This is a genomic window from Gluconobacter cadivus (assembly GCF_015244745.1).
GTDB lineage: Bacteria > Pseudomonadota > Alphaproteobacteria > Acetobacterales > Acetobacteraceae > Gluconobacter > Gluconobacter cadivus.
Map to the genome: position 1 here is coordinate 114879 of NZ_JABCQI010000009.1, position 23030 is coordinate 137908.

Below are 23030 nucleotides of genomic sequence, written 5' to 3' on the forward strand. Positions count from 1 at the left end.
GGGTTTTCCCCGGCTTTTTTTGTGTTCAGAACGGCAGGACCGTGTCCATGAACTGCTGCCCGTATCGTGGTGTCTGAAGCTGCGTGAGAGTTCCGCGTCCCCCGTAGGAGATCCGTGCTTCGGCCATCCGGTCATGCGTGACTGTATTATCCGCCGTGATGTCCTGAGGGCGGACAATGCCGCTCACGCCCAGCTCGCGTAGCTCGCTGTTGACCCGGACCTCCTGTTTTCCCATCACGACAAAATTGCCGTTGGGCAGGACCTGAGTGATGGTTCCGGCCAGACGCAGGGTAACAGTTTCGTTGCGGGTGATTTTCCCAGTCGCGCTGGAATCGCTGCTACTGGCCGTATTCAGGCTGTTTGCACCGGTGATCGAGCTGATGATCTTGCCCTTGATGCCGAAAAGGTTGGGAATGCCGAACTTTTCGTCAGCGGCCCTGTCAGCCGTCGTTCCGTTGTTGAAAGCGGCGTTGTCGGTGATGTCCACAATGATCGTGACGAGATCCCCGACCTGAGAGGCCCGTTGATCCTTGAAGAAGGCTTTGCTTCCGGATCGCCACAGGCTGGCCGCTTCGTCAGGAGGCGGCTGAAGGGGGGGCATCGGCATGCTGACGGGACGATAGGAGGCCGCCAGCGTCGGGTTGGTGATGGAGGTCATGCGGGGTGGCCGTCCGATTTCGGACATCTGGGCGAGGGAATTGCAGGCTGACAGGACAGGCAAGAGGCCAAGCAGCCCCAGAGTACGCACAGAATGTCGAAAAGGATGCCGCATGGGGAAGTTGAGATCCGTCAGTTCCGTATGGTCTCAAGCAAACACGGTATCGGTAAAAAACCTGTTAAGACGCACGGATTGTCGTGCATTGAAAAGAGCTGATGGACGTCGGATCGTCAGCCGTAGCGGACCTGCTTCCGATGCGGCCTTGCCCTGTTCGCGGATGTGGCCGAAAAGAGTCCGGTCTGGGATGACATTCGGCCAGTCTGGGCCATTCTGCCAGGAGAACGCCCCATGTCGACTGTTTCTGTCTTTGCTGTTGCGGGTCGTTCGTTCGCTCATGGCTCCTGACATGGGGTTGCGGATTCTTCTGACGGGTGGGCAGGGATTTGTTGGGCAGCACCTCGAAGCCCGGCTTCTGGACCGACTGCCCGGGCATGTGCTGCTAGAAGATCCGATGGATATTCGGGATCGGGCTGCCGTCGAGCGTTTTGTCCGCAGCGAAAAGCCCGATGCCTGTCTGCATCTGGCTGCCGTCTCGTCTGCTGCCCGTGCCGAGGCTGATGACGCATGGACTGTCAACCTGGACGGAACGCTCATTCTCGCCGAGACTTTTGAGGCTTATGCCCCCCATGCCAGTTTTGTGTTCGTCTCAACGGCCGAGATCTATGGCGCGAGTTTCTCGTCAGGGCAGCCGCTCGATGAAACGGCCGTTATTGCGCCGGTCAATGCCTATGCGTCCAGCAAGGCGGCGGCAGATCTGGCGATTGGTAATCTGAGTCAGGAGGGGTTGCACGGCGTACGTCTGCGCTCTTTCACGCAGGCTGGAACGGCGCAGGATGAGGCGGCGATTCTGCCATTTCTTGCGGCACAGGTTGCGCGGATCGAGGCTGGCCAGCAGGCGCCGGTCATTACCGTTGGCCAACTGGATGCCGGATTTGACGTTACCGATGTGCGTGATGCCTGCGACGCCTATATCAGTGCGCTCGTTCCGCCTCGTCCGCTGCCTAATGGCAGCGTTCTGAACATCTGCTCCGGCGTGACGCGGACCGTCCGTTCGATGGCGGAGGATCTTCTGGACGTTGCGGGTGTTTCGGCCACGCTCAGGGTAGATCCGGCCCTTGCCTCGCCGTCTGGTCTTGCGGTCATGCAGGGTAATCCGGCGGCGGCGCGTGAGGCACTGGACTGGTCCGCGCGCATTCCGTGGAGCGAGACGCTGGTAACGGTTCTCAATGACTGGCGTTATCGCATCACACTCTGAAAGCCCGTAATACAATCGACAAAGACCATTTTCTTCGCAAAACCGGAGTTCGTATGATGACAGACCCTCATGACACTGAAATCACGGTGCTCGCCACTGCGAACGGACTGGTCATTCCGGTCGAGTTTCATGCAGGCGTGCGGAGCAATCTGGATCTTCTGCGCAATTATGGTGCGCTGATCGAAGGGCTGGAACTGCCTGATCGCCTCGAACCTGCATTCCGGTACGAGCCATGAGCGGCCTTCAACTGCGCACCGTTGCGCTCGCCGCCAGCGTTCGCAAGGGCGAAATTTCTGCTCGTGAACTCGCGGTGAAGGTTCTGGCCGATATCGAAAGCCGGGACGGAGCCTATGGCTGCGTCACGCGCCTTCTGATGCAGCGTGCGCTGGAAGCGGCTGAACGGGTGGACCGTCTGGTGCTTCAGGGGCAGGACCCCGGACCGCTCGCGGGTGTGCCTTTCGGCATCAAGGATCTGTTCGATGTCCGCGGAGAGATCACGACGGCGGGGTCCAAGGTTCTCGCCAATGATCCGCCCGCCACGCAGGATGCGGTTCTGGTCGCGCATATGATCGCAGCCGGGGCCATCCCCGTTGCCCTGACGAACATGGACGAATTCGCCTACGGATTCGCCACGATCAATGCGCATTACGGCAATACCCGCAATCCGCATGCGCCGGACCGCCTGGCGGGAGGCTCCTCAGGCGGGTCGGCGGCGGGTGTGGCGGCGCGGCTGTTTTCCATCGGGCTGGGGTCCGATACGAATGGCTCGATCCGCGTTCCGTCCTCGCTCTGCGGTATCTGGGGGCTGCGCGCGACGCAGGGGCTCCTGTCGACCGAGGGCAGTTACCCGTTCGTGCCGAGTCTCGATACGGTCGGACCGTTTGCGGATAGTGCAGGCGGACTGAAGGCCTGTTTTGAGGCTCTCAGCGCCAAGGCGCTTCCGGCTGTGGAAGCGGGAAGCCTGCGGATTGCCCGGTTGGGTGGCTGGTTCGGTGAAAACATGTCTCCCCCGATGCAGACGGCCATCGACAAACTCTCGATGGCGCTAGGGGTGACGGATGTGGTCGAACTGCCGGAGGTGGCGCGGGCGCGGGCGGCTGCTTTTGTTATCAGTGCGTCCGAAGGGGCCGGGCAGCATCTTACCCGGTTGCGGACACGTGCTGCGGAATACGATCCTGCCGTGCGTGACCGCCTGCTGGCCGGTGCGCTTCTGCCATCCACGCTCGTCTTTCAGGCCCATCGTCTGCGGCACTGGTTCCGGGACCGGATGCACGAAGCGTTTGCAAAGACCGACATCCTGCTGGCTCCGGCGCTTGTCGGAGAAGCGCCGCGCTTCGATCAGCCTGAAATCGAGATCGGGGGCAGGATGGTCTCCGCCCGCGCCAATCTGGGGCTGTATACGCAGCCGCTGACGCTGGCTGGTTTCCCGGTTCTGACGGTTCCGATGACGGTTCCGGGTCTGCCGCTCGGCGCGCAGCTCATCGCGCGTCCGGGGCGGGAAGACCAGCTTTTCGCGCTGGCGGAAAAGCTGGAAGCGGACGGGCTGGCCGAAGCCCGTCTGATCTGACTTAGGGCTGTTTCAGCGCCTCGGCCATTCTTGCGTGGTCGAGGCGCTTTTCCCACGCAGCGATCAGGACCGGGGCCACGCAGTTACCGGCGAAATTGCCGACAGCCCGGGCGATTCCCACGAACCAGTCCACGGCCAGAAGCATCACCAGACTTCCGGGCGGAATGGAGGGAACGCTGGCCAGCGTCGCCGCCAGAACGACGATCGCAAAACCCGGAATGCCGTGCGCGCCTTTGGACGTGATCAGGGCGGTTACCAGCAAGGTTGCGATCTGCCAGAATGTCAGATGCGTCCCGGTGGCATTGGCCAGAAAAATGACCGCCAGCCCCAGATAGATCGACAGTGCATCCAGATTGAGCGAATAGCCCGCAGGCACCACGATTCCGACGACCTGCCGCTCGACGCCCAGTTTTTCGAGCTTGGTCATGAGGCTGGGCAGAACCGCATCGGAGGCCGTGGTGGTGGCGACGATCAGCAGTTCTTCACGGAAATACCGTGCAAATCGCAGCGGGTTTACGCCTGCGAGCCGAAGGCCCCCGCCTAATGCGCAGACGACAAATGCGCCGACCAGCAGGAAGTACAGGACTGTAAATCCGGCCAGATGGCCGATTGTTCCGAGGCCATATCGTGCCGTCGTCGTCACCATCGCTCCGAAGACGCCGAGTGGTGCCACGCGGATGATGAGGCCCATCATGCGTGAAAACAGGTCGGATACGCTTTCGATCAGTCGGACCAGCGGCAGGCCCCGCTCTCCCATGCCGCTCAGGCAGCATCCGACAAGAATCGCGAAAACCAGAATCTGAAGGACATTGCCCTGCGCAAACGCATCGGCCGGGGTGTGGGGGATGAGTGAGAGCAGGAAGCCGCTAAAGCCTTCCGCACGCAGATTTTGGGCATGACCGCCATAGGAGGCGATCATCCGGGCGTCGCTCGCTGTGGGAACGAAGCCCACGCCCTGTCCGATTCCCAGCCCCATCGCCACCATGACTGCCACGACAAGCGCCACTGTGGTCATGAGTTCGAAATAGAGCATCGCGCATCCGCCAAGACGCCCCACTGTCTTCAGGGAGCCCGCACCCAGAATGCCGAGTGTTACGATGCAGAACAGTAGCGGCCCGACCGCCATGATGATGAGGCGCATGAACAGCGCTGTCATCCAGCCCACGTCATCTGCCAGAAAAGGGCAGAACAGCCCCGCACCAAGCCCCAGAACGGTCGCCAGAACGACCTGCGCGAACAGGCTTTCTGCAAAAGACTTCACCATGCTGCGACGGCTCCGTCGCTCCGGGGGTCAGTTGCGCCTTCGAGCCGTCCGTTCTCGTGACGGACTAATGCACCAGCATGGCCCATGATAATGGACTGTTCTTCAAGCGCCTCGACGACGTGGCCGGCCGTTTCAAGCTGCGACATCACATCCGGGCTGAAACCCGGCTCCACCTTGAGCGACAGGCTCTCTTCCCCCCATGTTCGTCCCAGCAGCCAGCGCGGACGACGGATGGCCTCCTGAAGCGGAACGCCGTGGCGGACGTGGCGGCTGAAGACTGCGGCCTGTGTCTGGGGCTGTCCTTCGCCGCCCATGGTGCCGTAAACCATGGTCCGTCCGTCGCGGAGTCGGGCTGCGGCCGGGTTGAGCGTATGAAAGGGCTTTGCGCCGGGGCGCAGGATGTTCCAGCCCGAATGGGCCAGACGGAAGGACGAGCCTCGGTTCTGCCAGAACAGTCCGCTCTGCGGCAGCATCACGCCGGAGCCGAACTCGAAATACAGGCTCTGGATCATGCTGACGGCCATGCCATTGCGGTCGATCGCGCCCATCCAGGTCGTGTCGCCCCATTGCGTTTGTTCCGTCCAGGGCATGGCATGGGTCATGGACATCCGGGCTGTCATCGCCTCCAGCCGTGCCGGATCGGCGAGCAGGCTCCGCGCCAGTGCTTCGGAATGCTCGCTGCCATCCGTGTAATGGTTGCGATAGAGAAACGCCTGTTTGGTCGCCTCGACCAGCCCGTGGATGTGCGAAAAGCTCTCCGGCCCGTCGTCGCGGCTCAGATGATCCGAGAGCGCAAGGATCAGAAGGGATGCCACGCCCTGTGTGGGAGGCGCGGTGTTGTAGAGGGTGCCATCGCTCGTCTGGGCCTGAAGCGGTTCCTTGACCTCCGCGCGATGCGCCAGCAGGTCCAGCGACCGAACCGGGCTGCCTGCCGCCGCCAGATCCGCTGCCAGACTGCGGGCGAGCGGGCCGTTATAGAAGCTCCGCAAGCCGTCCCGGTTGAGCATCCGCAGCGTCTGGGCCAGTTCCGGCGATTTGCGGATGCTTCCCGCTGTCCAGGGTTTGCCTTCGGGAAAGCAGATCCGCGCCAGTGTCGGGTCCGACATCAGTTCGTGCTGTTTCTGCGCGAGAAGGGCGCCTTCGCTTTCGGAAACCACCCGGCCATGTTCGGCGTAATGGATGGCGTCACGCAGCAGCCGGTCCAGCGGCAGGGGATCGCGCAGTTCGGCGCTCAGTTCCAGCGCGGTTTCCCAGCCCGAGACCGTGCCCGCCACCGTATTGGCCGCAAGGCCGCCGCGCCAGGGAATGACGGTGTGCCCGGTTTCGGTATAGATCGTATGTTCGGCGCCCATCGCCAGCGCTCCGCAGGCGTCAATCGCCACGGTGCGGCCGTCCGGATGGCAGATCAGCCAGAATGCATCGCCGCCCAGCCCCGTCATGTGCGGATACACCACGGCCAGCGTGGATGCCGTGGCGACGACGGCCTCAATGGCCGTACCGCCTTCGCGCAGGACATCCAGCCCCGCCTGACTGGCCAGATGGTGGGGCGACGTCACCATTCCGCCAAGAGCGTTGGGTGTGAGCATGGTCTTGTCCTTAAAGAGGAAGGAGTTCGGGTTGAAGGCGCGGGACATGCGCGCATAGCGTCCGGATCAGCAGGTCTTCGGGGCCCTGCGCGGTCTGATGGCGGGTGGAGGCGATGAATTCCACTTGAGGCATGTCCGGCAGAAGGCCCGGCGCGCAATGCGGCAGATGCTCCACATTTCGCAGAAACGCGGGCTGCGGCGTCACGCCATATCCCGCCCGGACGGCGGCTAGAAGCGCTCCGAGACTCCCGCTGGTAAAGGCCAGATGCCACGCTCTTCCGCTCTTGTTGAGCGTCTCGATCGCCAGTCTGCGCGTTACGCTGCCATCGGGAAACGTGACGAGCGGAATGGATTGTTCTGCCGGAAATTCGGTGCCAGCGGGCGCGTACCAGCGCATGTCCTCGGTCCAGAGTTTCTGGCCGCGCGTCTCGCTTGTGCGTCGCATCCCGCACCAGACATCCAGTTCTCCCTGTTCCAGAAGATGCGCCAGATGCGCCGACAGCCCCACGGTCAGCGTGATCTGAAGGGAGGGGTGGGAGGCGCGGAAGGTGCCGAGAATTTCGGGAAAGCGTGTCAGGAGCAGGTCTTCCGTCACACCCAGCCGGATTGTCCCGCGCGGCGCGTCCTGCCGGAAGTGGGACAGGATGCTGTCCTCGCATTGCAGAAGCTGTCGGGCCAGACCGATCAGCGCCATGCCGTCTGCGGTCAGACGCACGCTTTTGGTGCTGCGGGCCAGCAGGCGCGTGCCAAGCTGCTCCTCCAGCCTGCTGACATGCTGGCTGATGGTGGACTGGCTCACCCCCTGGCTCTGCGCGGCTGACGTGAAATGCAGTGTCTCCGCGACGGCGAGAAAGGATTGCAGATGGAACGGATCGAGATGGATCTGATCTTTCATGCCAATATGTGGGACCATATTTATTGGCAGGTCAACTTGATCTGATTCCGTTATGAGCGCAAAGTTCCCCCGCTTGACCCATCACCCCGGACAGGAGCGCCCATGACAGCCCACGGAGCCCGCGCCGTCGAGCGGTGCCGTCTTCTCGCGGATGGTCCGTTCAGCGAGACGCCGGGCAGTCTGTTCCGATTCTGGCTCGGTCCTGCCTATCAGCGCACGCTTGCGCAGGTCGCAGAATGGATGGAAGAGGCCGGTCTCAGCACCCGTCTGGATGCTGCCGGCAGCCTTGTCGGGCGCTACGAGGGGCTTGTGCCGGGTGCTCCGGCCCTGATGATCGGTTCGCATCTCGATACTGTCCGTAATGGCGGTGCGTTTGATGGCAATCTGGGTGTCATGCTGGGGATCGAACTTGTTTCCGCCCTGAAGGAAGAGGGCACTCGCCTACCATTCGCCATTGAGGTCATGGGGTTCGGAGACGAGGAGGGGTCCCGTTTTGCAGCTCCCATGATCTGTTCCCGCGCCATGGCCGGGCTGATTGAATCCATTCCCGAAGGCATGACGGATGCGTCCGGCGTGACCATGGCCGAAGCCATGATCCGTTATGGTCTTGACCCGGCGCGCCTGAGTGAAGCCGCCCGTCGGCCGGATGAGCTGATCGCTTATATTGAGCCTCATATCGAACAGGGCCCGGCGATCGAAAGCGTGGACGGAGAAATCGGCGTCGTCACAGCCATAGCCGCCCAGACCCGCCACCGGGTGACCGTCACCGGTCAGTCCGATCATGCGGGTACGACGCCCATGACCATGCGTCGGGACGCCCTGACGGCGGTGGCTGAAATGATTCTCGCTGTTGAACGTCATGGCCGGTCCGGAGGCGCCACGCAGGTTGCCACGGTCGGGCAGGTTGAGGTCGTGCCCAATACCTCGAACGTCATCCCCGGCGAAGTCCGCTTCTCGCTCGACATGCGGGCTGAAACCGAGGCGGCTCGGGATGCGATGGTGGGCGCCATTCGCGCAGATCTGCACGCCATCGCCGCCAGCCGGGGCGTCGGCATCACGTTCGACACGCCGCAAATCCTGCCTGCCGCTGCCTGTGCGCCCGAACTGGTGGAGCGCCTGTCCCGGGCCGTGACAACCGTGACCGGCCGTCCGGCCCAGCGCGTTCTCAGCGGTGCTGGGCATGATGCCATGGCCATGGTCGATCTGTGCCCGATGGGCATGCTGTTCATTCGCAGCCCCGGCGGCCTCAGCCATCACCCCGATGAAACCGTTCGTGTGGGAGACGTCGCGCTCGCCCACCGCGCCCTGCTTGCCTTCGTCAAGGAGTTCCAGTCATGAGCCAGCCCTCAACTTACGCACAGCTCGACCCGCCGTCCCGTCTGCTGATGGGGGCGGGGCCGACCAACGTCCATCCGCGCATTCTGCGCGCCATGTCCTATGACGTGATCGGCCAGATGGACCCGGAAATGACCGCCTATATGGACGAGGTCATGGCTCTGTACCGCGAAGTCTTCCGCACGAAGAACCATTGGACGCTGCTCGTGAACGGCTCGGCCCGGTCGGCTATTGAAGCCGCTCTGGTATCGCTGGTCTCGCCGGGCATGAAGGTCGTCATTCCGCGTTTTGGCCGCTTCGGCCTGCTGCTGACGGAAATCGTCCATCGCTGTGGTGGCATTCCGTGTACGGTGGATGTGGAATGGGGGGAGGTCGTTGACCCGGACCGCATCGAAGCCGCCATCATCGAACACAAGCCCGGTTTGGTCGCCTGTGTGCATGGCGACACGTCCACCACGACTGCCCAGCCGCTCGAAGAGATCGGCCGGATCTGCCGCAAGCATGACGTGCTGTTCTATGTGGACGCTACGGCAACCCTCGGCGGCATGACGTTCGAGACCGATGCTTGGAATATCGACGTTGCCACGGCAGGGCTTCAGAAATGCCTGAACGGTCCTCCGGGTTCCGCGCCGATCACGCTGTCGGACCGTGCGGTTGCTGCCATTCTCAAGCGCCGTCACGATGAAGCCGGTATTGCCACCGGTCAGGAACAGGGAAGTGGTCCGGTCATCCAGTCGAATTATTTCGATCTGGCGATGCTGATGAACTACTGGTCTCCGGCCCGGATGAACCATCATACCGAAGCGACCTCCATGCTTTATGCCGCGCGTGAGACGGCGCGTCTGGTTGTGGAAGAGGGTGTGGAGGCCCGTGTTGCGCGTCATGTCAGGGCAGGGCGCGCCATGGTTGCCGGGCTGCGGGCCATGGGGCTAAAGGTCTATGGCGACGATACCACCCGCATGAGCAATGTTACCGGCGTCTGGGTGCCGGACGGTGTGGACAATGCCCGCATCCGCGAACTGATGCGCGACGATTTCGGGATCGAGATCGTCTCGTCCTTTGGACCGCTGACCGGGAAGATCTGGCGCATCGGGGCCATGGGTCTCAACGCCCGCAAGGACAAGGTGCTCCTTACGCTGGCCGCGCTCGATTCTGTTCTGGCCGGCGAGGGCGTAACGCTCAACCGTGGCGCCGGCGTGGATGCTGCCCGTGCTGCCTGGGATGCGGCCTGAGCAGTTTTCGGGCCGGGGACTCTATCCGGAAGCTCTATTTCGGATGGTTCTTCCGGCCTGAACCACTTTTCTTCCCGCCACCGTCTTCCTTATTGACCGTGGCCCAGGCGCGGCGCTCCGCTTCCTTTTCGGAGATGCCGCGCTTTTCATAGCTTTCCTCGATATGCTCCGCTTTGCGTTTCTGTTTGTCGGTATAGGCTGACTTGTCCCCACGAGGCATGATCCTGCCCTCCTGCATGAGATCCAGCCTCCTCTACGTCCGAACCCGACATGCGTTCCCCGGCGCTTTGTCCCTACACAAACAGGTGTAAGGGCAGGAGTGCGGGCTTGATCCGAAGCCCTCATGGCGCGAGCATCTCCGGACTTCATTGCCGCCCGGAGAACATGCAGAATGTCGCTCGTCTTTCATCATACGCCCGAACGTGCCGCAGTCTGGCGAGAGAAATTCGCTCGTGCCCGGCCGGATATCCCGTTTCATGTCTGGCCTGAAACCGGCCCGAAAGAAGATGTCCGCTATCTTGCAGCCTGGCAGACGCCGGACGATCTCGGCGCGCTTTTTCCCAATCTGGAAGTTCTGTTCTCGCTGGGCGCAGGGATCGATCAGCTCAATCTGGCCAATATTCCCCCCGGCGTGCAGATCATCCGCATGGTGGAGAACAGTCTGGTTGAGGGCATGATCGAATATGTTCTGTGGGCGGTATTTTCCTTCCATCGGGACATGTTCCGCTACGCGCGCCAGCAGCGCGAGCATGTCTGGAACGGTTCGCATAACCGTCCTGCACGGCTCTACCGCGTTGGCGTCATGGGGATGGGAGAACTGGGGAGCCCGGTTCTGGAGAAGCTCGTCTCTTTCGGATATGAATGCCGGGGCTGGAGCCGCAGCCGCCGGGAGGTCGCGGGCGTGACATCCTTTGCCGGAGAAGCGGAGCTGGGCGATTTTCTGGCGCAGACCGACATTCTGGTCTGCCTTGTCCCGCTCACGGAAGCGACACGCGGCATCCTCAACCGCGACCTTTTTGAAAAACTGCCGAAAGGCGCGTGCGTCATCAACTGCGGACGCGGTGGTCATCTGGTACAGGACGATCTGATCCCGGCGCTCGATAGCGGACAGCTGTCACAGGCGGTTCTCGATGTCGCCACGCCCGAACCGCTGCCGCCCGAACATCCGTTCTGGGATCATCCGCGTATTTTCCTGACCCCCCATATCGCCAGTGCCGCGCAGTCGGACAGCGCGGCCGAGGTCGTTCTGGCCAATTTGCGACGCTACGAAGCGGGCGAGTCCATGACCGGCGTCATCGACACAGGACGGGGTTACTGAAGATGCGGGCCGGTTTTTGCATTTTCCGGCTTGCCAACCCTCAAGGGCTCGGTTAGAACGCGCCCACCTTGATGGGTGCGCCGGTGTAGCTCAGCTGGTAGAGCACGTCATTCGTAATGATGGGGTCGGGAGTTCGAATCTCTTCACCGGCACCATCAAGGTCTTCTTAAAATCCGACTATGATGTTCCGTGTCCTGTCTGTCGGACACGGTGCGGCCTCATGGTGCGGATCTTCACATTTTTTCAAAACATTGCCGATAAAATCTGCGTCCTCTGGGCAATATGCCTGTAATGGGACTACGGTGAGTGTCGATATCCCGATGCAGAGGACTGCCCGGAGGAGGGCAGACTGTCAAAAGACGGCTCCCTGCGCTAGGTTAGGAGCCCGATGTCTGACCGTTTCCATAAACGGCTGTGGCGTAACGCCGTCAGCTTCTCCCGCAGTCAGGAGCCTCACGCCTCCATCCACGCGGTGGAGGGGCTGCGCGAATGCCCGACCTGCGGCCTTTTTCAGCATGTCCCGCGTCTCAAGCCCGGCCATCTGGCGGAGTGCCTGCGCTGTGGCTGTCAGCTTGCCCGCCGCCGCAAGACGTCCCTGATCGGCGCTCCGGCGGCTTTCTGCCTCACCTCCGCCGCACTCTATGCCGCTCTTCTCATCAGCCCTCTCATGACGCTGAATGTTTATGGGCGGGAAAATACCGTTTCCCTCATGAGTGGGCCGATCGAACTCGGACATCAGGGCTATGGTATGATCGGCGTGCTCGTCGCCCTTGTGACGGTGATCATGCCCGGGGTCATTATCGCCCTGATGGCGGCCATCCTGTATGGAGCCTCCCGCCCGCAGATGCCGGACTGGACCCCGCGTCTGCTCACCTGGTACGACCGCCTGCGCGGCTGGTCGATGGTGGAAGTCTATGTGCTTGGCGTGCTCGTGGCCTACACGAAGCTCGTTGACCTCGCGCTCGTCATTCTTCAGCCCGGCGTCTATCTTCTGGGGGGGCTGATGCTGAGTATGGCCGCCGTGGATTCGACGTTCGATGCCGAACGGATCTGGCGCAGCCGGGACATCCGTCCCACCGTTGAAGGCCATCACGGGCATCGTCTGGACGTCGCGCATCTGGATGCCCGCAACGGCGTTATTCCGCCCGTGGAAAACATGCTCTCCTGCCATGCCTGCGATCTGGTTCTGGCGTTCGATCACGCTGTGCCGCAGGAGCAGGACATGGGCGACTGCCCGCGTTGCGGACAGATCCTGCGTCGCCGCAAACCGCAGAGCCTCATCTCTGGCACATGCCTGCTGGTGGCGGGGATCGTGTTCTACCTGCCCGCCAATATCCTGCCGGTCATGACTTATACAAAGGTAGGGCAGGGCGCGCCCAGCACCATCATCAGCGGTGTGATCGAGCTGTGGCAGGCGGGAATGATCCCGTTGTCACTATTGGTGCTCTTTGCCAGTATCACTGTGCCGGTTCTCAAGATCGTCGCCCTGACCATCATGATCATCGGCACCCGGTTCCGCTCCCGTTGGCATCTGCGCAACCTCTCGAAGCTATATCGGCTTGTCGTCATCATCGGTCGCTGGTCGATGATCGATGTTTTCATGATTTCTATCCTCGTCGCTGTTGTGCATTTCGGCTTTCTGGCGAATGTCACAGCCGATCCGGGGATGGTATGCTTTGCTCTGGTCGTGATTCTGACCATTTTCGCAGCAGAGCTTTTCGATCCCCGCAGTATGTGGGATGCAGCCGGTCTCAACGGCGTGGTTGCCCCTCCTCTGGCGGATGGGACGCCTCCTGAGACAGAGTCTCCGACCGAGTCCGTTCCGCAACTGCCTTCTTCTGACCCAAACGACATGGAGCCTGAACGCGCGTGAGCGATTCCCGAAACAACCGGGGGGAGCAGCCGGTCTCGCCCAAGGAAGCCCCGGTGCGCCGCACCCGCTTCTCTCTCATTCTCCTGATTCCCGTGGTGGCCATTCTCATCGCCGGATGGCTGGCGTGGGAGCATTTTGCCACGCGCGGCCCCGAAATCACCATCACGTTTGAAACGGCGGATGGCCTGACACCCGGCCAGACGCAGGTAAAGAACAAGGCCGTAACACTCGGCACGGTGCAGGACATCACCTTGAGCGACGACATGAAGCATGTCGACGTGACGGTGCAGATGAATGCCAACAGCGCCCATATCCTCACCGATCACACCCGTTTCTGGGTCGTGCGTCCGCGGATCAACGGTGCCAGCATCACCGGCCTCGATACGCTGTTCTCCGGTGCCTATATTGCTCTGGACCCTGGAACGGATGATGGCCACTACCAGAAGTTCTTCAAAGGACTGGAATCACCGCCCGGCGTCCGCTCGGACCAGCCGGGTGAGACGTTCTGGCTGGTGTCGCCTTCACTGGGCTCGCTTGGTCCGGGGTCGCCGGTCTTCTTCCGCGATCTGCAGGTGGGCGAAGTGCTGGGCTACACGATGCCGCCGGGTGGCAGAGGGCCAATCGTCATTCAGGCCTTCGTCAAAGCGCCCTACGACCACTATCTGCGGACGGACAGCCGTTTCTGGAACGTCTCGGGCGTTCAGGTGGGACTTGGTGCGGGCGGGTTGAAGGTCCAGCTCAAATCGCTTCAGGCTCTGTTCTCTGGCGGCATTGCCTTTGGTCTGCCGGAACAACGCCTTGCCATTGACCTGCCCACTGCCCCCGCCAATTCCGTCTTCAAGCTCTATGCCAGCGAAGCCGATGCCGATAACGCCCGTTATCACAAGCGTCTGCGGGTCGTGACGTATATCAACTCTTCCGTCAAAGGCCTGACGAACGGCAGTCAGGTAACGATGTTTGGCCTCCAGATCGGCACGGTTACGGATGTCCGACTCCTCCTGCAGGGACCGACAAAGCTGCCCCGTGTCCGCGTGGATATGGAGCTTGAGCCCGAGCGCATGCTGTCGAACTGGGATGAGCGGCTTGAGAACAGCAGGGATGCGCCTGTTGAAAAATATCTTCAGGCTTTCGTAGCCGAAGGGATGCGCGCCTCGGTCCAGAGCGCCAGCTTCCTGACTGGCGAGTCGATGATCGCCCTGCAATTCGTCAAGAGTGCGCCGGTCACCACCCTGACCTATGAAGGGGATGTTGCCGTTCTCCCCAGTCAGGCGGGCGGTATGGACGGGATCATGGAATCCGTCTCCACCATTACCGATAAGATCGCAGCAATGCCGCTGACCGAAATCGGTGGGCACGTGAACGATCTTCTGGCGCATGCGGATGGTCGTCTGAACAGTCCTGAAGTGACGCAGTCTCTCGCGGCCCTTCGCGATTCGCTTCAGAACCTGAACAAGCTGACGAAAACCGCCAACCAGAACCTGCCGGAACTGATGAAGAGCCTTCAGACCACAATGAACAGTGCGCAATCGGTTCTGGGGTCTTACGGCGGCGACACGGATTTCCACCGTAGCCTTCAGGGCATGATCGTCCAGCTGACCCAGATGTCACGGTCCCTGCGCTTCCTTACGGATTATCTGGATCACCACCCCTCTGCTCTCATTACCGGCCGCAGGAACTGAGCCATGACACAGTCTTCGACGCCCCGCCTTCGTTTCCTGTCCCTGATGGGTGCTCTGGGGATGAGCGGCCTTCTTACAGCATGCAGCAGCGACCCGACGCTCTATACGCTCGCACCCGTGCCGGGAGTGGCACAGGCGGGCGGCCCTGTCGTGGTCGAGGTCCGGACGCCTGTTGTGAGCACACGGCTGGATCGTGACACGATCGTCAGAGCCAATGAGGATTACCAGACGCGTCTCGCAACCGGTACAAGCTGGAGCGAGCCGCTTTCGGATATGGTCGGTCAGACGCTGACAAGTGATCTGGCCCAGCGTCTGCCCGGCACGACTGTTTTTGCCGAGAATGATGCGGTGAGCACGACTCCGTCAGCCTATGTCGAACTGACCGTTCGTAATTTCGAAGCCGATTCGGCAGGACATGCGCTCGTGACGGGCACGCTGTCAGTTCACCCGGCAGGGAAGATGATTGGTCCTGTGCTGACATCGCCTGTCGTCTGGCAATCGCAGGATGCGGTGGCGTCCAGTACGACAAAGCTGACCGCAGCCCTGAGTCAGGGAGTCGCCGCGATTGCCGATCAGGCCGCCGAAAAGCTGCGTCTCCTTCCGTCCCCGGTCACGAACTGATGGGGTTTAGCAGAAGGTACAAACAAAAAAGGCTCCCGGAATGGGAGCCTTTTTTGTTGGAAGAACCGACAGACTGAAAAGCGTTAGAGCTTTTCAACCTGCGTGAAGTCGAGGTCCACAGGGGTCGAGCGACCGAAGATGGACACGCTGACCTTGAGGCGCTGACGCTCGTCGTCGACGTCTTCGATCATGCCGGTGAAGGACGTAAACGGACCATCGGCCACGCGGATCTGCTCGCCAATCTCGAAAGACAGGCTGGAACGGGGGCGCTCGACGCCTTCCTGAGCCTGCTTCATGATCCGGTCGGCTTCGGCTGCCGTGATGGGGGTCGGACGGTTGCGGGTTCCGAGGAAGCCCGTGACCTTGGGGGTGTCCTTGACGAGATGCCAGGCTTCGTCCGTCAGTTCCATCTTGACGAGGACATAGCCCGGAAAGAACTTGCGCTCCGCATTGACCTTACGGCCACGGCGCATTTCCGTCACGTCTTCGGAAGGGACGAGGATCTGTTCGAAATGGTCCGAAAGGCCCTTTTGTGCCGCCTGTTCCTGAATGTGACTCGCGATCTTTTTCTCGAATCCGGAATAGACGTGAACAACATACCAACGCTTCGCCATGGTGCGAACCTAGCCTCCGACGCCAAAAAGTCCGCGGACGCCAAGGCCGATCAGCTGGTCCACGATGAAGAAGAAGATGCAGGTCACGGTGACCATGACCAGCACGGCACCTGACGTGATCAGGGTGTTGCGACGGGTCGGCCACGTGACGCGCTTCGCTTCGGCGCGGACGTCACGGACGTAAGCGACCAGATTGAAGCCGGATCCGTTCTTTTGAGGCGCTGTTTTCCGCGACTCGTCTTTCGGGGTACTGACCGACACCATCGTCCTCGAATCAAGTGAAAGTCCCGCTCCCGGTGTCGGGGGGGACATCCGGCGAGAAGGAGTGGCAGGGGCGGAGGGTCTCGAACTCTCAACCTCCGGTTTTGGAGACCGGCGCTCTAGCCAATTGAGCTACACCCCTATCGTCGTGCAAGGCGTCTTGTGAACGTCATGCCAGCGACAGTGGTCGCAAAAGAGAATGTTCAGGACTGAAAGTCAAGTGCCCTGAAGATCTTTGTTGTGGAATTTCCATTTTGGATTTTCCCCTCTTGCGGGCTCGACAGGAGATGGAGTAAGGACACTCCCAATCCGAGCGGGCGTAGCATAGTGGTAATGCAGTAGCCTTCCAAGCTTCTTAGGAGGGTTCGATTCCCTTCGCCCGCTCCAGATTTCCAGAAAATTCAGTTCCTGCCCTCACTGCCACTGGCAGGGAGTATGCGACGGTGTTGCGTCTCCGAACTGGAGAACCTGAAGCGCCACGGCGGCATCACCGACATTTCCGGATAGATGGCCTTTGGGGTCCGAGCCGTGAGCAATCGGCGCCACGTCCTCATTGAGCAGGATGTCTCCCGGATTCAGTTCGACGCTGGTCCCGTCCATGGCTTTGACGAAATAGATTCCTGAAAGCGGCACGATCCACTGCACCCGATGACTTTCGCTCCATCCTCCCTTCCAGTGCGGAGGCTGAACGCGCAGGGTCACGGTTGCCGGTCCGTCATGGGGGCTGCTGAGCATGATCTTGTCGCCATCAGGCGTGAGAGAATCTTCATGGAAGGTCGACATCTTGCATTTGGTCAGATGCGTGGTTCCCTGCGGATCGGTCCAGTTGTCCCAATAGGAGATGGTGGGGAAGGAGGGTTTGTCCTCAATGGGGGTCGCATAAGCCACTGGACCCAGGACGGGAACGGACAGGGCGCCGAGCAGGAGAAAAAGGCGCTTCTGGATAGACATCGAATCTCCATATGTTTTTTGTTGGGGAGGGCGTGACGGGGCAGAAGAAAATCTGCCGGAAAGCCGCTGTGAAACGCCCGTCATGCCAGTTCGGCAGCATAAAACGCAAACCCGCGTCACGATCCTTCAGTCTGAGGAGGCTATTTGCGATCCTCTTGGTTGCGCAGGGCTGGGACAGCGTGCTAGAGGCGGCGCCAAGTGGAGGACCGGGTTTCAGACGAATCCTGCGCAGGGACGTCTATGCCCGGTCCGGACAGTTTTGATGCAAGGGACCGGATAAGCCGGTTCCGGCCGCACTCTGCGGCGGATTTAGTGAGACGGAACACGCGTGTGACGGTGACACAGGTGCCGCAGGTTGGACAGACAGGGGGCTTGGCCCAGCGCTACGCCCGTGCGCTTTATGATCTCGCTTCGGAGCAGGGAAATCTTCCCGATGTTCTGGGTGAAGTGAAGGCGCTGCGTACCGCCATTTCCGAAAGCGACGACCTGCGGAAATTCCTGGCTGACGCCCGGATGGACATCCGCCAGAGTCAGACGGTTTCGAATGTCCTGATGTCGAAGCTCGGCTTTGGAGACGTCCTGCGTCGGTTCGTCGGCGTCATCGCCGAAAACCGCCGTCTGCCTGATCTCGCATCCATTCTGGACGGTGTTCTGGCGCTCGATGCCGCCCTGCGTGGCGAAGTCGTGGCCGAAGTCCGCTCCGCACAGCCTCTTAACGACACGCAGCGCAGCCAGCTTCAGGCCCGACTGGCCGAAGCCGGTTACAGCCGCGTGTCCATGACCGAACATACGGACGCTGCCCTCCTTGGTGGCATGACCGTACGGATCGGTTCCACACTCTTTGACACTTCGATCGCCGGGCGCCTGACCCGCCTGCAGAACGCCATGAAGGGAGCCGCGTGATGGATATCCGTCCCGCCGAGATTTCGGACATCCTCAAGCAGCAGATCGCGTCTTTCGACCAGGTCGAGACCGTTTCCGAAACGGGAACGGTCCTGTCCATCGGCGACGGTATCGCCCGCGTCTACGGCCTGAACAATGTCATGGCCGGTGAAATGGTCGAGTTCGAAGGAACTGGCCTCAAGGGCATGGCCCTGAACCTCGAAGCCGACAATGTCGGTGTGGTTCTGTTCGGCGATGGCGACGGTATCCGCGAGGGCGACACCGTCCTGCGTACGAAGTCCGTGGTTGAAGTTCCGGTCGGCAAGGGCCTGCTTGGACGCGTGGTTGACGGTCTGGGCAACCCGATCGACGGCCGTGGCCCGCTGACGGACGTTGAGTACCGCCGCGCCGAAGTGAAAGCTCCGGGCATCATGCCGCGCCAGTCGGTCAGCGAGCCGATGCAGACCGGCATCAAGGCGATCGATGCGCTCGTCCCCATCGGACGTGGCCAGCGTGAGCTGATCATCGGTGACCGCCAGACGGGCAAGACCGCGATCCTGATCGACACCATCGTCGCCCAGAAGCCGGTCAATGCCGAAGGTGATCCGAAGAAATCCCTGTACTGCATCTATGTCGCCATCGGCCAGAAGCGCTCCACGGTGGCCAACCTAGTCCGCACGCTGACCGAGCATGGCGCGATGGAATACTCCATCGTTGTTGCCGCTACTGCTTCCGATGCGGCTCCGATGCAGTATCTTGCTCCGTACACGGCTTGCGCCATGGGTGAGTATTTCCGCGACAACGGCATGCACGCTCTCGTCTGCTACGACGATCTGTCCAAGCAGGCTGTGGCTTACCGTCAGATGTCCCTGCTGCTGCGTCGTCCGCCGGCACGTGAAGCCTTCCCGGGTGACGTATTCTACCTGCACTCCCGTCTGCTGGAACGTGCGGCCAAGATGTCCGACGCCAATGGCGGCGGCTCCCTGACGGCCCTGCCGGTCATCGAGACGCAGGCTGGTGATACGGCTGCCTACATCCCGACCAACGTGATCTCCATCACCGACGGTCAGATCTTCCTTGAGACGGATCTGTTCTACAAGGGCATCCGCCCGGCCGTGAACGTCGGTGGCTCTGTGTCCCGTGTGGGTTCCGCCGCTCAGATCAAGGCGATGAAGCAGGTTGCCGGCAAGATCAAGCTGGAGCTGGCGCAGTATCGTGAAATGGCTGCGTTCTCGCAGTTTGCTTCCGACCTGGACGCCGCAACCCGCAAGCAGCTTGATCGTGGTGCCCGTCTGGTCGAGCTGCTGAAGCAGCCCGAGACGTCCCCGCTGCCCGTCGAAGAACAGGTTGTTGTTCTGTACGCCGGTACGCGTGGCTACGTTGATCCGATCGCCGTGGACAAGGTTGTGGCCTACGAAGCTGCTCTCCTGTCCGAGCTGCGCGGTGCGGGCTCTGACATCCTGACGGCCATTCGCAATGACCGCCAGATCAAGCCGGAGACGGAAGGCAAGCTCAAGGAGCTGCTCGAAGCATTCGGCAAGCGCTTTTCGGCCTGAGGATAGCCCATGGCTTCGCTGAAGGAACTGCGTGGACGGATCACGGGCGTCAAATCGACGCGCAAGATCACGAACGCGATGAAAATGGTTGCAGCCTCCAAGCTGCGACGCGCTCAGATGCAGGCCGAAGCGGCTCGCCCCTATGCCGACGCCATGCGTCGCATGATGGCAGAGCTGGCGACGGCGACCCGGGGTGAGGACGCGACAAGCCTGCCGCGCCTTCTCGCGGGAACGGGCAAGGACCAGACCCATCTCGTGGTGGTGCTGACCTCTGACCGTGGCCTTGCTGGCGGCTTCAACGCCAATATCGTCCGCAGTGCCCGTCAGCTGGTCGATACGCTGGTATCGGAAGGCAAGACGGTTCGTATCCTGCCGGTCGGGCGCAAGGGAGCCGATATCCTCGTGCGTCACTATCCGGACATGATAGTTGATCGTCTGGCCGGAACCGAAGGCAAGGATGTCGGGTTCGACAAGGCTACCGACATCGGAAGCCGGATCGTGACCCTTCTGGAAGCTGGCGACATCGACCGCTGCACGCTGGTCTATAACCGCTTCCTCAATGCCATGACGCAGGTTCCGGTCCAGGCACCTCTGGTTCCGCTCGCGGTTCCCGAGAACGACAATGCCGCTCCGGATGCCGACACGGCCCAGTACGAATTCGAGCCGGACGAGACGACGCTTCTGACGCAGCTTCTGCCGCGCAACCTTCAGGTCCAGATCTTCTCGGCCCTGCTGGAAAGTGCTGCTGGCGAGCAGGGTGCGCGCATGACCGCGATGGACAATGCCAGCCGCAATGCCAGCAAGGCCATCGACCGTCTGTCGCAGAAGTACAATCGTACGCGTCAGGCCAACATCACCAACGATCTGATCGAAATCATCTCCGGCGCAGAAGCCGTTTGAGATCACGCAGGAGACGAATCCGATGTCCGAAACCCTTACCCCTTCTGCCGGAGCTGCCAACAACGTGGTCGGCCGCGTCACTCAGGTGCGTGGCCCCGTCGTGGACGTGCAGTTCGAAGGCGATCTTCCCTTCATTCTGAACGCCCTGCACGTCCAGAACGGCGATCATACGCTGGTTCTGGAAGTTGCACAGGAAATCGGCGAGCGTCAGGTCCGCTGCATCGCCATGGACACGACCGACGGCCTGGTCCGTGGCGCCGAAGTCCGTGACACGGGCACGCAGATCATGGTGCCGGTTGGCCCGGCAACGCTCGGCCGTATCCTGAACGTCGTTGGTGAGCCCATCGACGAGCGCGGCCCGATCAGCAGCGAACTGCGCTTCCCGATCCACCGCCCGGCTCCGGCTTTTGAAGATCAGGCCGCTGCGTCCGAGATCCTCGTGACCGGCATCAAGGTCGTCGATCTGCTCTGCCCGTACCTCAAGGGTGGCAAGATCGGTCTGTTCGGTGGCGCCGGCGTCGGCAAGACGGTCATCATTCAGGAACTCATCAACAACATCGCGAAAGCCCATGGCGGCGTGTCCGTCTTCGCCGGTGTCGGCGAGCGTACGCGTGAAGGTAACGACCTGTATTTCGAAATGCAGGACGCAGGTGTCATCAAGATCGCCGAAGATGGCTCGACCGAGGGTTCCAAGGTTGCGCTGGTCTATGGCCAGATGAACGAGCCGCCGGGAGCGCGTTCGCGCGTCGCCCTGACGGGTCTGTCGCTTGCCGAATATTTCCGTGACGAAGAAGGCCAGGACGTCCTGTTCTTCGTGGACAACATTTTTCGCTTCACGCAGGCTGGTTCTGAAGTTTCCGCACTTCTGGGCCGTATCCCCTCCGCAGTGGGTTACCAGCCGACGCTGGCCACCGAGATGGGCGCCCTGCAGGAGCGTATTACCTCCACGAAGAAGGGCTCGATTACGTCCGTTCAGGCCGTGTATGTCCCGGCTGACGATCTGACCGATCCGGCTCCGGCTGCGACCTTCGCTCATCTTGATGCAACGACGGTTCTGAACCGTTCGATCGCTGAAATGGGCATCTATCCGGCTGTTGACCCGCTGGATTCGACATCCCGTTCGCTCGATCCGAAGATCGTTGGTGAAGAGCACTATCAGGTCGCCCGTCAGGTCCAGCAGACCCTCCAGACCTACAAGGGTCTGCAGGATATTATTGCGATCCTTGGCATGGACGAACTGTCCGAAGACGACAAGAAGATCGTTGGTCGCGCCCGTCGCATCCAGCGCTTCCTGTCCCAGCCGTTCCATGTGGCCGAAGTCTTCACGGGCGCCCCGGGCAAGCTGGTCTCTCTTGAAGATACGATCCGTTCCTTCAAGGCTGTCGTGGCTGGCGAGTACGATCACCTGCCGGAAGGTGCTTTCTACATGGTCGGTGATATCGACGAGGCCATCGCGAAGGCCGAGAAGATGAAGCAGGAGGCCTGATCCGATGCCGCTTCGCATCGAGATCGTCAGCCCGGAAAAGCGCCTTGTCGAACGTGATGTCGACATGGCCGTGGTCCCGGGCATGGAAGGCGATATTGCAGCCATGCCGGACCGCGCACCGCTGATGCTTCAGCTGCGGGGCGGCGTTGTGGCCCTTTATCAGGGCGACAAGATCGTGGACCGTTACTTCGTGACGGGTGGATTCGCCGATATGGGCGCAGATCACTGCACCATTCTGGCCGACTCCGCGCAGCTCATGAGCGAGCTGTCCGTAGACGAGGCCAAGGCCCGTCTGCGGGATCTGGAAAGCCGTTGGGCCGAAATCGGTCCGAATGACGTCGACATGCACGACCAGATCAGTCGCGAGCTTCAGTCGGTTCGCGCCGAACTGGAAGCTGTTCAGGATCGCAGCCAAGCCTGAGCCTTCCGTTTAGATCAAATTTGAAAAACCCGCTTCATCGCAAGGTGAAGCGGGTTTTTCTTTGCCATTTCTCCAAGATTTTTCTTTCGTAGAAATGCATGCTCCCGTGCCTGAAAGACACCGTACTCAAACACCAAGCGTATTGTCTGGGCGTGGAGAGGAGCTCTTGGAAGGTGCGGACCTGATTGGCTTATTCTCAGAAGCCTAATGCTTAAGGGTTTATCCCGCAGGCAGGGGAGGGCTTTCTCTGCAAGAACGCTGTGTGAGGCGTAAGACGCGATAGGACGCCTCTCGGGGAACCCGAGAGACGTTGAACAAGCGCTAAACTGGGTAATTCAAAGAAAACGACCGAAAAAAGTGCCGTAAAGGCGCTTTTTTCATGTTTTCTTCATTTCGGATTCTCAATGGATTATGGGGATAAGTGGTTTTTGTGAGGGAATTCAGGGTATTGGCTGTGTGAGTAAGTGCGAGTCTGAATGTGTTTGACAGTATGCTGAGGTGGTCCTATAAGCCCGTTCACCGACGCAGCGGGGCCCACTTCGAGGGGCTCTGGAGCGGCGGGGATGACGGTCTTTGAAAATTGAATATGGAATTGGAAGGGATATGTTGGCGGCGT

General features: G+C 61.0%; 23 protein-coding genes and 3 tRNA genes. 16 read left to right on the forward strand and 10 right to left on the reverse strand.

The genetic code is table 11. The features are described from left to right. Positions 1-25: 25 nt before the first annotated feature. Together flgH and HKD28_RS13280 are read right to left on the reverse strand one after the other, a co-directional pair. Positions 26-772 (reverse strand): flagellar basal body L-ring protein FlgH, encoded by a 747-nt coding sequence (gene flgH, locus HKD28_RS13275; protein WP_194262808.1) that lies wholly within the window; start codon positions 770-772, stop codon positions 26-28. A gap of 33 nt (positions 773-805) precedes the next feature. After that, positions 806-1054: a hypothetical protein gene (locus HKD28_RS13280; RefSeq protein WP_194268717.1), complete on the reverse strand. Its 249-nt coding sequence runs from the start codon at positions 1052-1054 to the stop codon at positions 806-808. Here HKD28_RS13280 and HKD28_RS13285 point away from each other — a divergent pair. The 3 genes from HKD28_RS13285 to HKD28_RS13295 are packed head-to-tail and all read left to right on the forward strand — an operon-like array spanning position 1053 to position 3540. Beyond that, positions 1053-1973, forward strand: coding sequence for a GDP-mannose 4,6-dehydratase (locus tag HKD28_RS13285; RefSeq protein WP_235993471.1), 921 nt, complete (start codon positions 1053-1055; stop codon positions 1971-1973). The two genes, HKD28_RS13280 and HKD28_RS13285, sit on opposite strands and share 2 nt — an antisense overlap. A gap of 53 nt (positions 1974-2026) precedes the next feature. Continuing rightward, complete coding sequence (locus tag HKD28_RS13290; protein WP_235993473.1) at positions 2027-2209, forward strand: DUF4089 domain-containing protein; 183 nt, start codon at positions 2027-2029, stop codon at positions 2207-2209. After that, positions 2206-3540 carry an AtzE family amidohydrolase gene (locus HKD28_RS13295; protein ID WP_194268718.1) on the forward strand — a complete coding sequence of 445 codons (1335 nt, stop codon included), beginning with the start codon at positions 2206-2208 and terminating at the stop codon, positions 3538-3540. The genes HKD28_RS13290 and HKD28_RS13295 overlap by 4 nt, the downstream gene beginning before the upstream one ends. Position 3541: 1 nt before the next feature. On the opposite strand, the gene HKD28_RS13300 is transcribed toward HKD28_RS13295, so the two are convergent. Genes HKD28_RS13300 through HKD28_RS13310 form a run of 3 tightly spaced genes read right to left on the reverse strand, consistent with a single transcriptional unit; the run spans position 3542 to position 7285 of the window. Then, a complete protein-coding gene (locus HKD28_RS13300) occupies positions 3542-4804 on the reverse strand; it encodes a cation:dicarboxylate symporter family transporter (RefSeq protein ID WP_194268719.1) in 1263 nt (420 codons plus the stop codon). Further along, positions 4798-6363, reverse strand: a complete 1566-nt coding sequence (locus HKD28_RS13305) for a gamma-glutamyltransferase family protein (RefSeq protein ID WP_328750595.1) — start codon at positions 6361-6363, stop codon at positions 4798-4800. Before HKD28_RS13305 ends, HKD28_RS13300 begins: the two co-directional genes overlap by 7 nt. A 37-nt stretch (positions 6364-6400) precedes the next feature. Then, a complete protein-coding gene (locus HKD28_RS13310; RefSeq protein ID WP_194268720.1) occupies positions 6401-7285 on the reverse strand; it encodes a LysR family transcriptional regulator in 885 nt (294 codons plus the stop codon). Between the two features lie 102 nt (positions 7286-7387). Between HKD28_RS13310 and HKD28_RS13315 the strand changes: the two genes are divergently transcribed. After that, positions 7388-8623: an allantoate amidohydrolase gene (locus tag HKD28_RS13315; protein ID WP_194268721.1), complete on the forward strand. Its 1236-nt coding sequence runs from the start codon at positions 7388-7390 to the stop codon at positions 8621-8623. Then, positions 8620-9852 (forward strand): pyridoxal-phosphate-dependent aminotransferase family protein, encoded by a 1233-nt coding sequence (locus tag HKD28_RS13320; RefSeq protein ID WP_194268722.1) that lies wholly within the window; start codon positions 8620-8622, stop codon positions 9850-9852. Before HKD28_RS13315 ends, HKD28_RS13320 begins: the two co-directional genes overlap by 4 nt. A gap of 34 nt (positions 9853-9886) precedes the next feature. Here the strand turns inward: HKD28_RS13320 and HKD28_RS13325 are convergent, their stop codons facing one another. After that, positions 9887-10072: a hypothetical protein gene (locus HKD28_RS13325; RefSeq protein WP_194262814.1), complete on the reverse strand. Its 186-nt coding sequence runs from the start codon at positions 10070-10072 to the stop codon at positions 9887-9889. A gap of 171 nt (positions 10073-10243) precedes the next feature. On the opposite strand from HKD28_RS13325, the gene HKD28_RS13330 reads away from it, so the two are divergent. The 5 genes from HKD28_RS13330 (at position 10244) to HKD28_RS13350 (ending at position 15343) form a co-directional block, all read left to right on the forward strand. Continuing rightward, on the forward strand, positions 10244-11170 hold the full coding sequence (locus HKD28_RS13330; RefSeq protein ID WP_194268723.1) for a 2-hydroxyacid dehydrogenase: 927 nt from the start codon (positions 10244-10246) through the stop codon (positions 11168-11170). Between the two features lie 79 nt (positions 11171-11249). Then, a tRNA-Thr gene (locus HKD28_RS13335) sits at positions 11250-11325 on the forward strand. 233 nt (positions 11326-11558) lie between these two features. After that, entirely contained in the window at positions 11559-13043 is a 1485-nt protein-coding gene (locus HKD28_RS13340) for a paraquat-inducible protein A (RefSeq protein ID WP_194262816.1), read from the forward strand. Beyond that, positions 13040-14722 carry an MlaD family protein gene (locus HKD28_RS13345; protein ID WP_194262817.1) on the forward strand — a complete coding sequence of 561 codons (1683 nt, stop codon included), beginning with the start codon at positions 13040-13042 and terminating at the stop codon, positions 14720-14722. The genes HKD28_RS13340 and HKD28_RS13345 overlap by 4 nt, the downstream gene beginning before the upstream one ends. A 3-nt stretch (positions 14723-14725) precedes the next feature. Beyond that, complete coding sequence (locus tag HKD28_RS13350; protein ID WP_194268724.1) at positions 14726-15343, forward strand: PqiC family protein; 618 nt, start codon at positions 14726-14728, stop codon at positions 15341-15343. An 83-nt stretch (positions 15344-15426) separates the two neighbouring features. Here HKD28_RS13350 and nusG read toward each other — a convergent pair whose 3' ends face one another. The 3 genes from nusG to HKD28_RS13365 all read right to left on the reverse strand — a co-directional run bounded on the left by nusG (position 15427) and on the right by HKD28_RS13365 (position 16360). Then, entirely contained in the window at positions 15427-15957 is a 531-nt protein-coding gene (gene nusG / locus HKD28_RS13355) for a transcription termination/antitermination protein NusG (RefSeq protein WP_062028195.1), read from the reverse strand. A gap of 9 nt (positions 15958-15966) precedes the next feature. Continuing rightward, complete coding sequence (gene secE, locus HKD28_RS13360; protein WP_208611655.1) at positions 15967-16221, reverse strand: preprotein translocase subunit SecE; 255 nt, start codon at positions 16219-16221, stop codon at positions 15967-15969. 62 nt (positions 16222-16283) lie between these two features. Next, positions 16284-16360 (reverse strand) — tRNA-Trp (locus tag HKD28_RS13365). 171 nt (positions 16361-16531) lie between these two features. Here HKD28_RS13365 and HKD28_RS13370 point away from each other — a divergent pair. Continuing rightward, a tRNA-Gly gene (locus tag HKD28_RS13370) sits at positions 16532-16605 on the forward strand. Between the two features lie 27 nt (positions 16606-16632). Here HKD28_RS13370 and HKD28_RS13375 read toward each other — a convergent pair. After that, positions 16633-17169, reverse strand: a complete 537-nt coding sequence (locus HKD28_RS13375; RefSeq protein WP_194268725.1) for a cupin domain-containing protein — start codon at positions 17167-17169, stop codon at positions 16633-16635. Between the two features lie 330 nt (positions 17170-17499). On the opposite strand from HKD28_RS13375, the gene atpH reads away from it, so the two are divergent. The 5 genes from atpH to atpC are packed head-to-tail and all read left to right on the forward strand — an operon-like array spanning position 17500 to position 22414. Beyond that, positions 17500-18072 carry an ATP synthase F1 subunit delta gene (gene atpH, locus HKD28_RS13380; protein ID WP_194268726.1) on the forward strand — a complete coding sequence of 191 codons (573 nt, stop codon included), beginning with the start codon at positions 17500-17502 and terminating at the stop codon, positions 18070-18072. Further along, the gene (atpA, locus tag HKD28_RS13385) at positions 18072-19607 is read left to right on the forward strand and encodes a F0F1 ATP synthase subunit alpha (RefSeq protein WP_062028188.1); all 1536 of its coding nucleotides are present in this window, start codon (positions 18072-18074) and stop codon (positions 19605-19607) included. Before atpH ends, atpA begins: the two co-directional genes overlap by 1 nt. 9 nt (positions 19608-19616) lie before the next feature. Continuing rightward, the gene (locus HKD28_RS13390; protein WP_194268727.1) at positions 19617-20507 is read left to right on the forward strand and encodes a F0F1 ATP synthase subunit gamma; all 891 of its coding nucleotides are present in this window, start codon (positions 19617-19619) and stop codon (positions 20505-20507) included. A 22-nt stretch (positions 20508-20529) separates the two neighbouring features. Beyond that, positions 20530-21993 carry a F0F1 ATP synthase subunit beta gene (gene atpD, locus HKD28_RS13395; RefSeq protein WP_099286092.1) on the forward strand — a complete coding sequence of 488 codons (1464 nt, stop codon included), beginning with the start codon at positions 20530-20532 and terminating at the stop codon, positions 21991-21993. Positions 21994-21997: 4 nt separating this feature from the next. Next, positions 21998-22414, forward strand: coding sequence for an ATP synthase F1 subunit epsilon (gene atpC / locus HKD28_RS13400; protein ID WP_194268728.1), 417 nt, complete (start codon positions 21998-22000; stop codon positions 22412-22414). Positions 22415-23030 lie beyond the last annotated feature (616 nt).

Coding starts and splice junctions, on each gene's coding strand:
- HKD28_RS13325 (WP_194262814.1), bottom strand. CDS start 10,072: ATGCCTCGTGGGGACAAGTCAGCCTATACCGACAAACAGAAACGCAAA.
- atpC (WP_194268728.1), top strand. CDS start 21,998: ATGCCGCTTCGCATCGAGATCGTCAGCCCGGAAAAGCGCCTTGTCGAA.
- HKD28_RS13290 (WP_235993473.1), top strand. CDS start 2,027: ATGATGACAGACCCTCATGACACTGAAATCACGGTGCTCGCCACTGCG.
- nusG (WP_062028195.1), bottom strand. CDS start 15,957: ATGGCGAAGCGTTGGTATGTTGTTCACGTCTATTCCGGATTCGAGAAA.
- HKD28_RS13315 (WP_194268721.1), top strand. CDS start 7,388: ATGACAGCCCACGGAGCCCGCGCCGTCGAGCGGTGCCGTCTTCTCGCG.
- HKD28_RS13330 (WP_194268723.1), top strand. CDS start 10,244: ATGTCGCTCGTCTTTCATCATACGCCCGAACGTGCCGCAGTCTGGCGA.
- atpD (WP_099286092.1), top strand. CDS start 20,530: ATGTCCGAAACCCTTACCCCTTCTGCCGGAGCTGCCAACAACGTGGTC.
- flgH (WP_194262808.1), bottom strand. CDS start 772: ATGCGGCATCCTTTTCGACATTCTGTGCGTACTCTGGGGCTGCTTGGC.
- HKD28_RS13390 (WP_194268727.1), top strand. CDS start 19,617: ATGGCTTCGCTGAAGGAACTGCGTGGACGGATCACGGGCGTCAAATCG.
- HKD28_RS13305 (WP_328750595.1), bottom strand. CDS start 6,363: ATGGTGACGTCGCCCCACCATCTGGCCAGTCAGGCGGGGCTGGATGTC.
- secE (WP_208611655.1), bottom strand. CDS start 16,221: ATGGTGTCGGTCAGTACCCCGAAAGACGAGTCGCGGAAAACAGCGCCT.
- HKD28_RS13310 (WP_194268720.1), bottom strand. CDS start 7,285: ATGAAAGATCAGATCCATCTCGATCCGTTCCATCTGCAATCCTTTCTC.
- atpA (WP_062028188.1), top strand. CDS start 18,072: ATGGATATCCGTCCCGCCGAGATTTCGGACATCCTCAAGCAGCAGATC.
- HKD28_RS13295 (WP_194268718.1), top strand. CDS start 2,206: ATGAGCGGCCTTCAACTGCGCACCGTTGCGCTCGCCGCCAGCGTTCGC.
- HKD28_RS13340 (WP_194262816.1), top strand. CDS start 11,559: ATGTCTGACCGTTTCCATAAACGGCTGTGGCGTAACGCCGTCAGCTTC.
- HKD28_RS13300 (WP_194268719.1), bottom strand. CDS start 4,804: ATGGTGAAGTCTTTTGCAGAAAGCCTGTTCGCGCAGGTCGTTCTGGCG.
- HKD28_RS13350 (WP_194268724.1), top strand. CDS start 14,726: ATGACACAGTCTTCGACGCCCCGCCTTCGTTTCCTGTCCCTGATGGGT.
- HKD28_RS13285 (WP_235993471.1), top strand. CDS start 1,053: ATGGCTCCTGACATGGGGTTGCGGATTCTTCTGACGGGTGGGCAGGGA.
- HKD28_RS13280 (WP_194268717.1), bottom strand. CDS start 1,054: ATGAGCGAACGAACGACCCGCAACAGCAAAGACAGAAACAGTCGACAT.
- HKD28_RS13320 (WP_194268722.1), top strand. CDS start 8,620: ATGAGCCAGCCCTCAACTTACGCACAGCTCGACCCGCCGTCCCGTCTG.
- HKD28_RS13375 (WP_194268725.1), bottom strand. CDS start 17,169: ATGTCTATCCAGAAGCGCCTTTTTCTCCTGCTCGGCGCCCTGTCCGTT.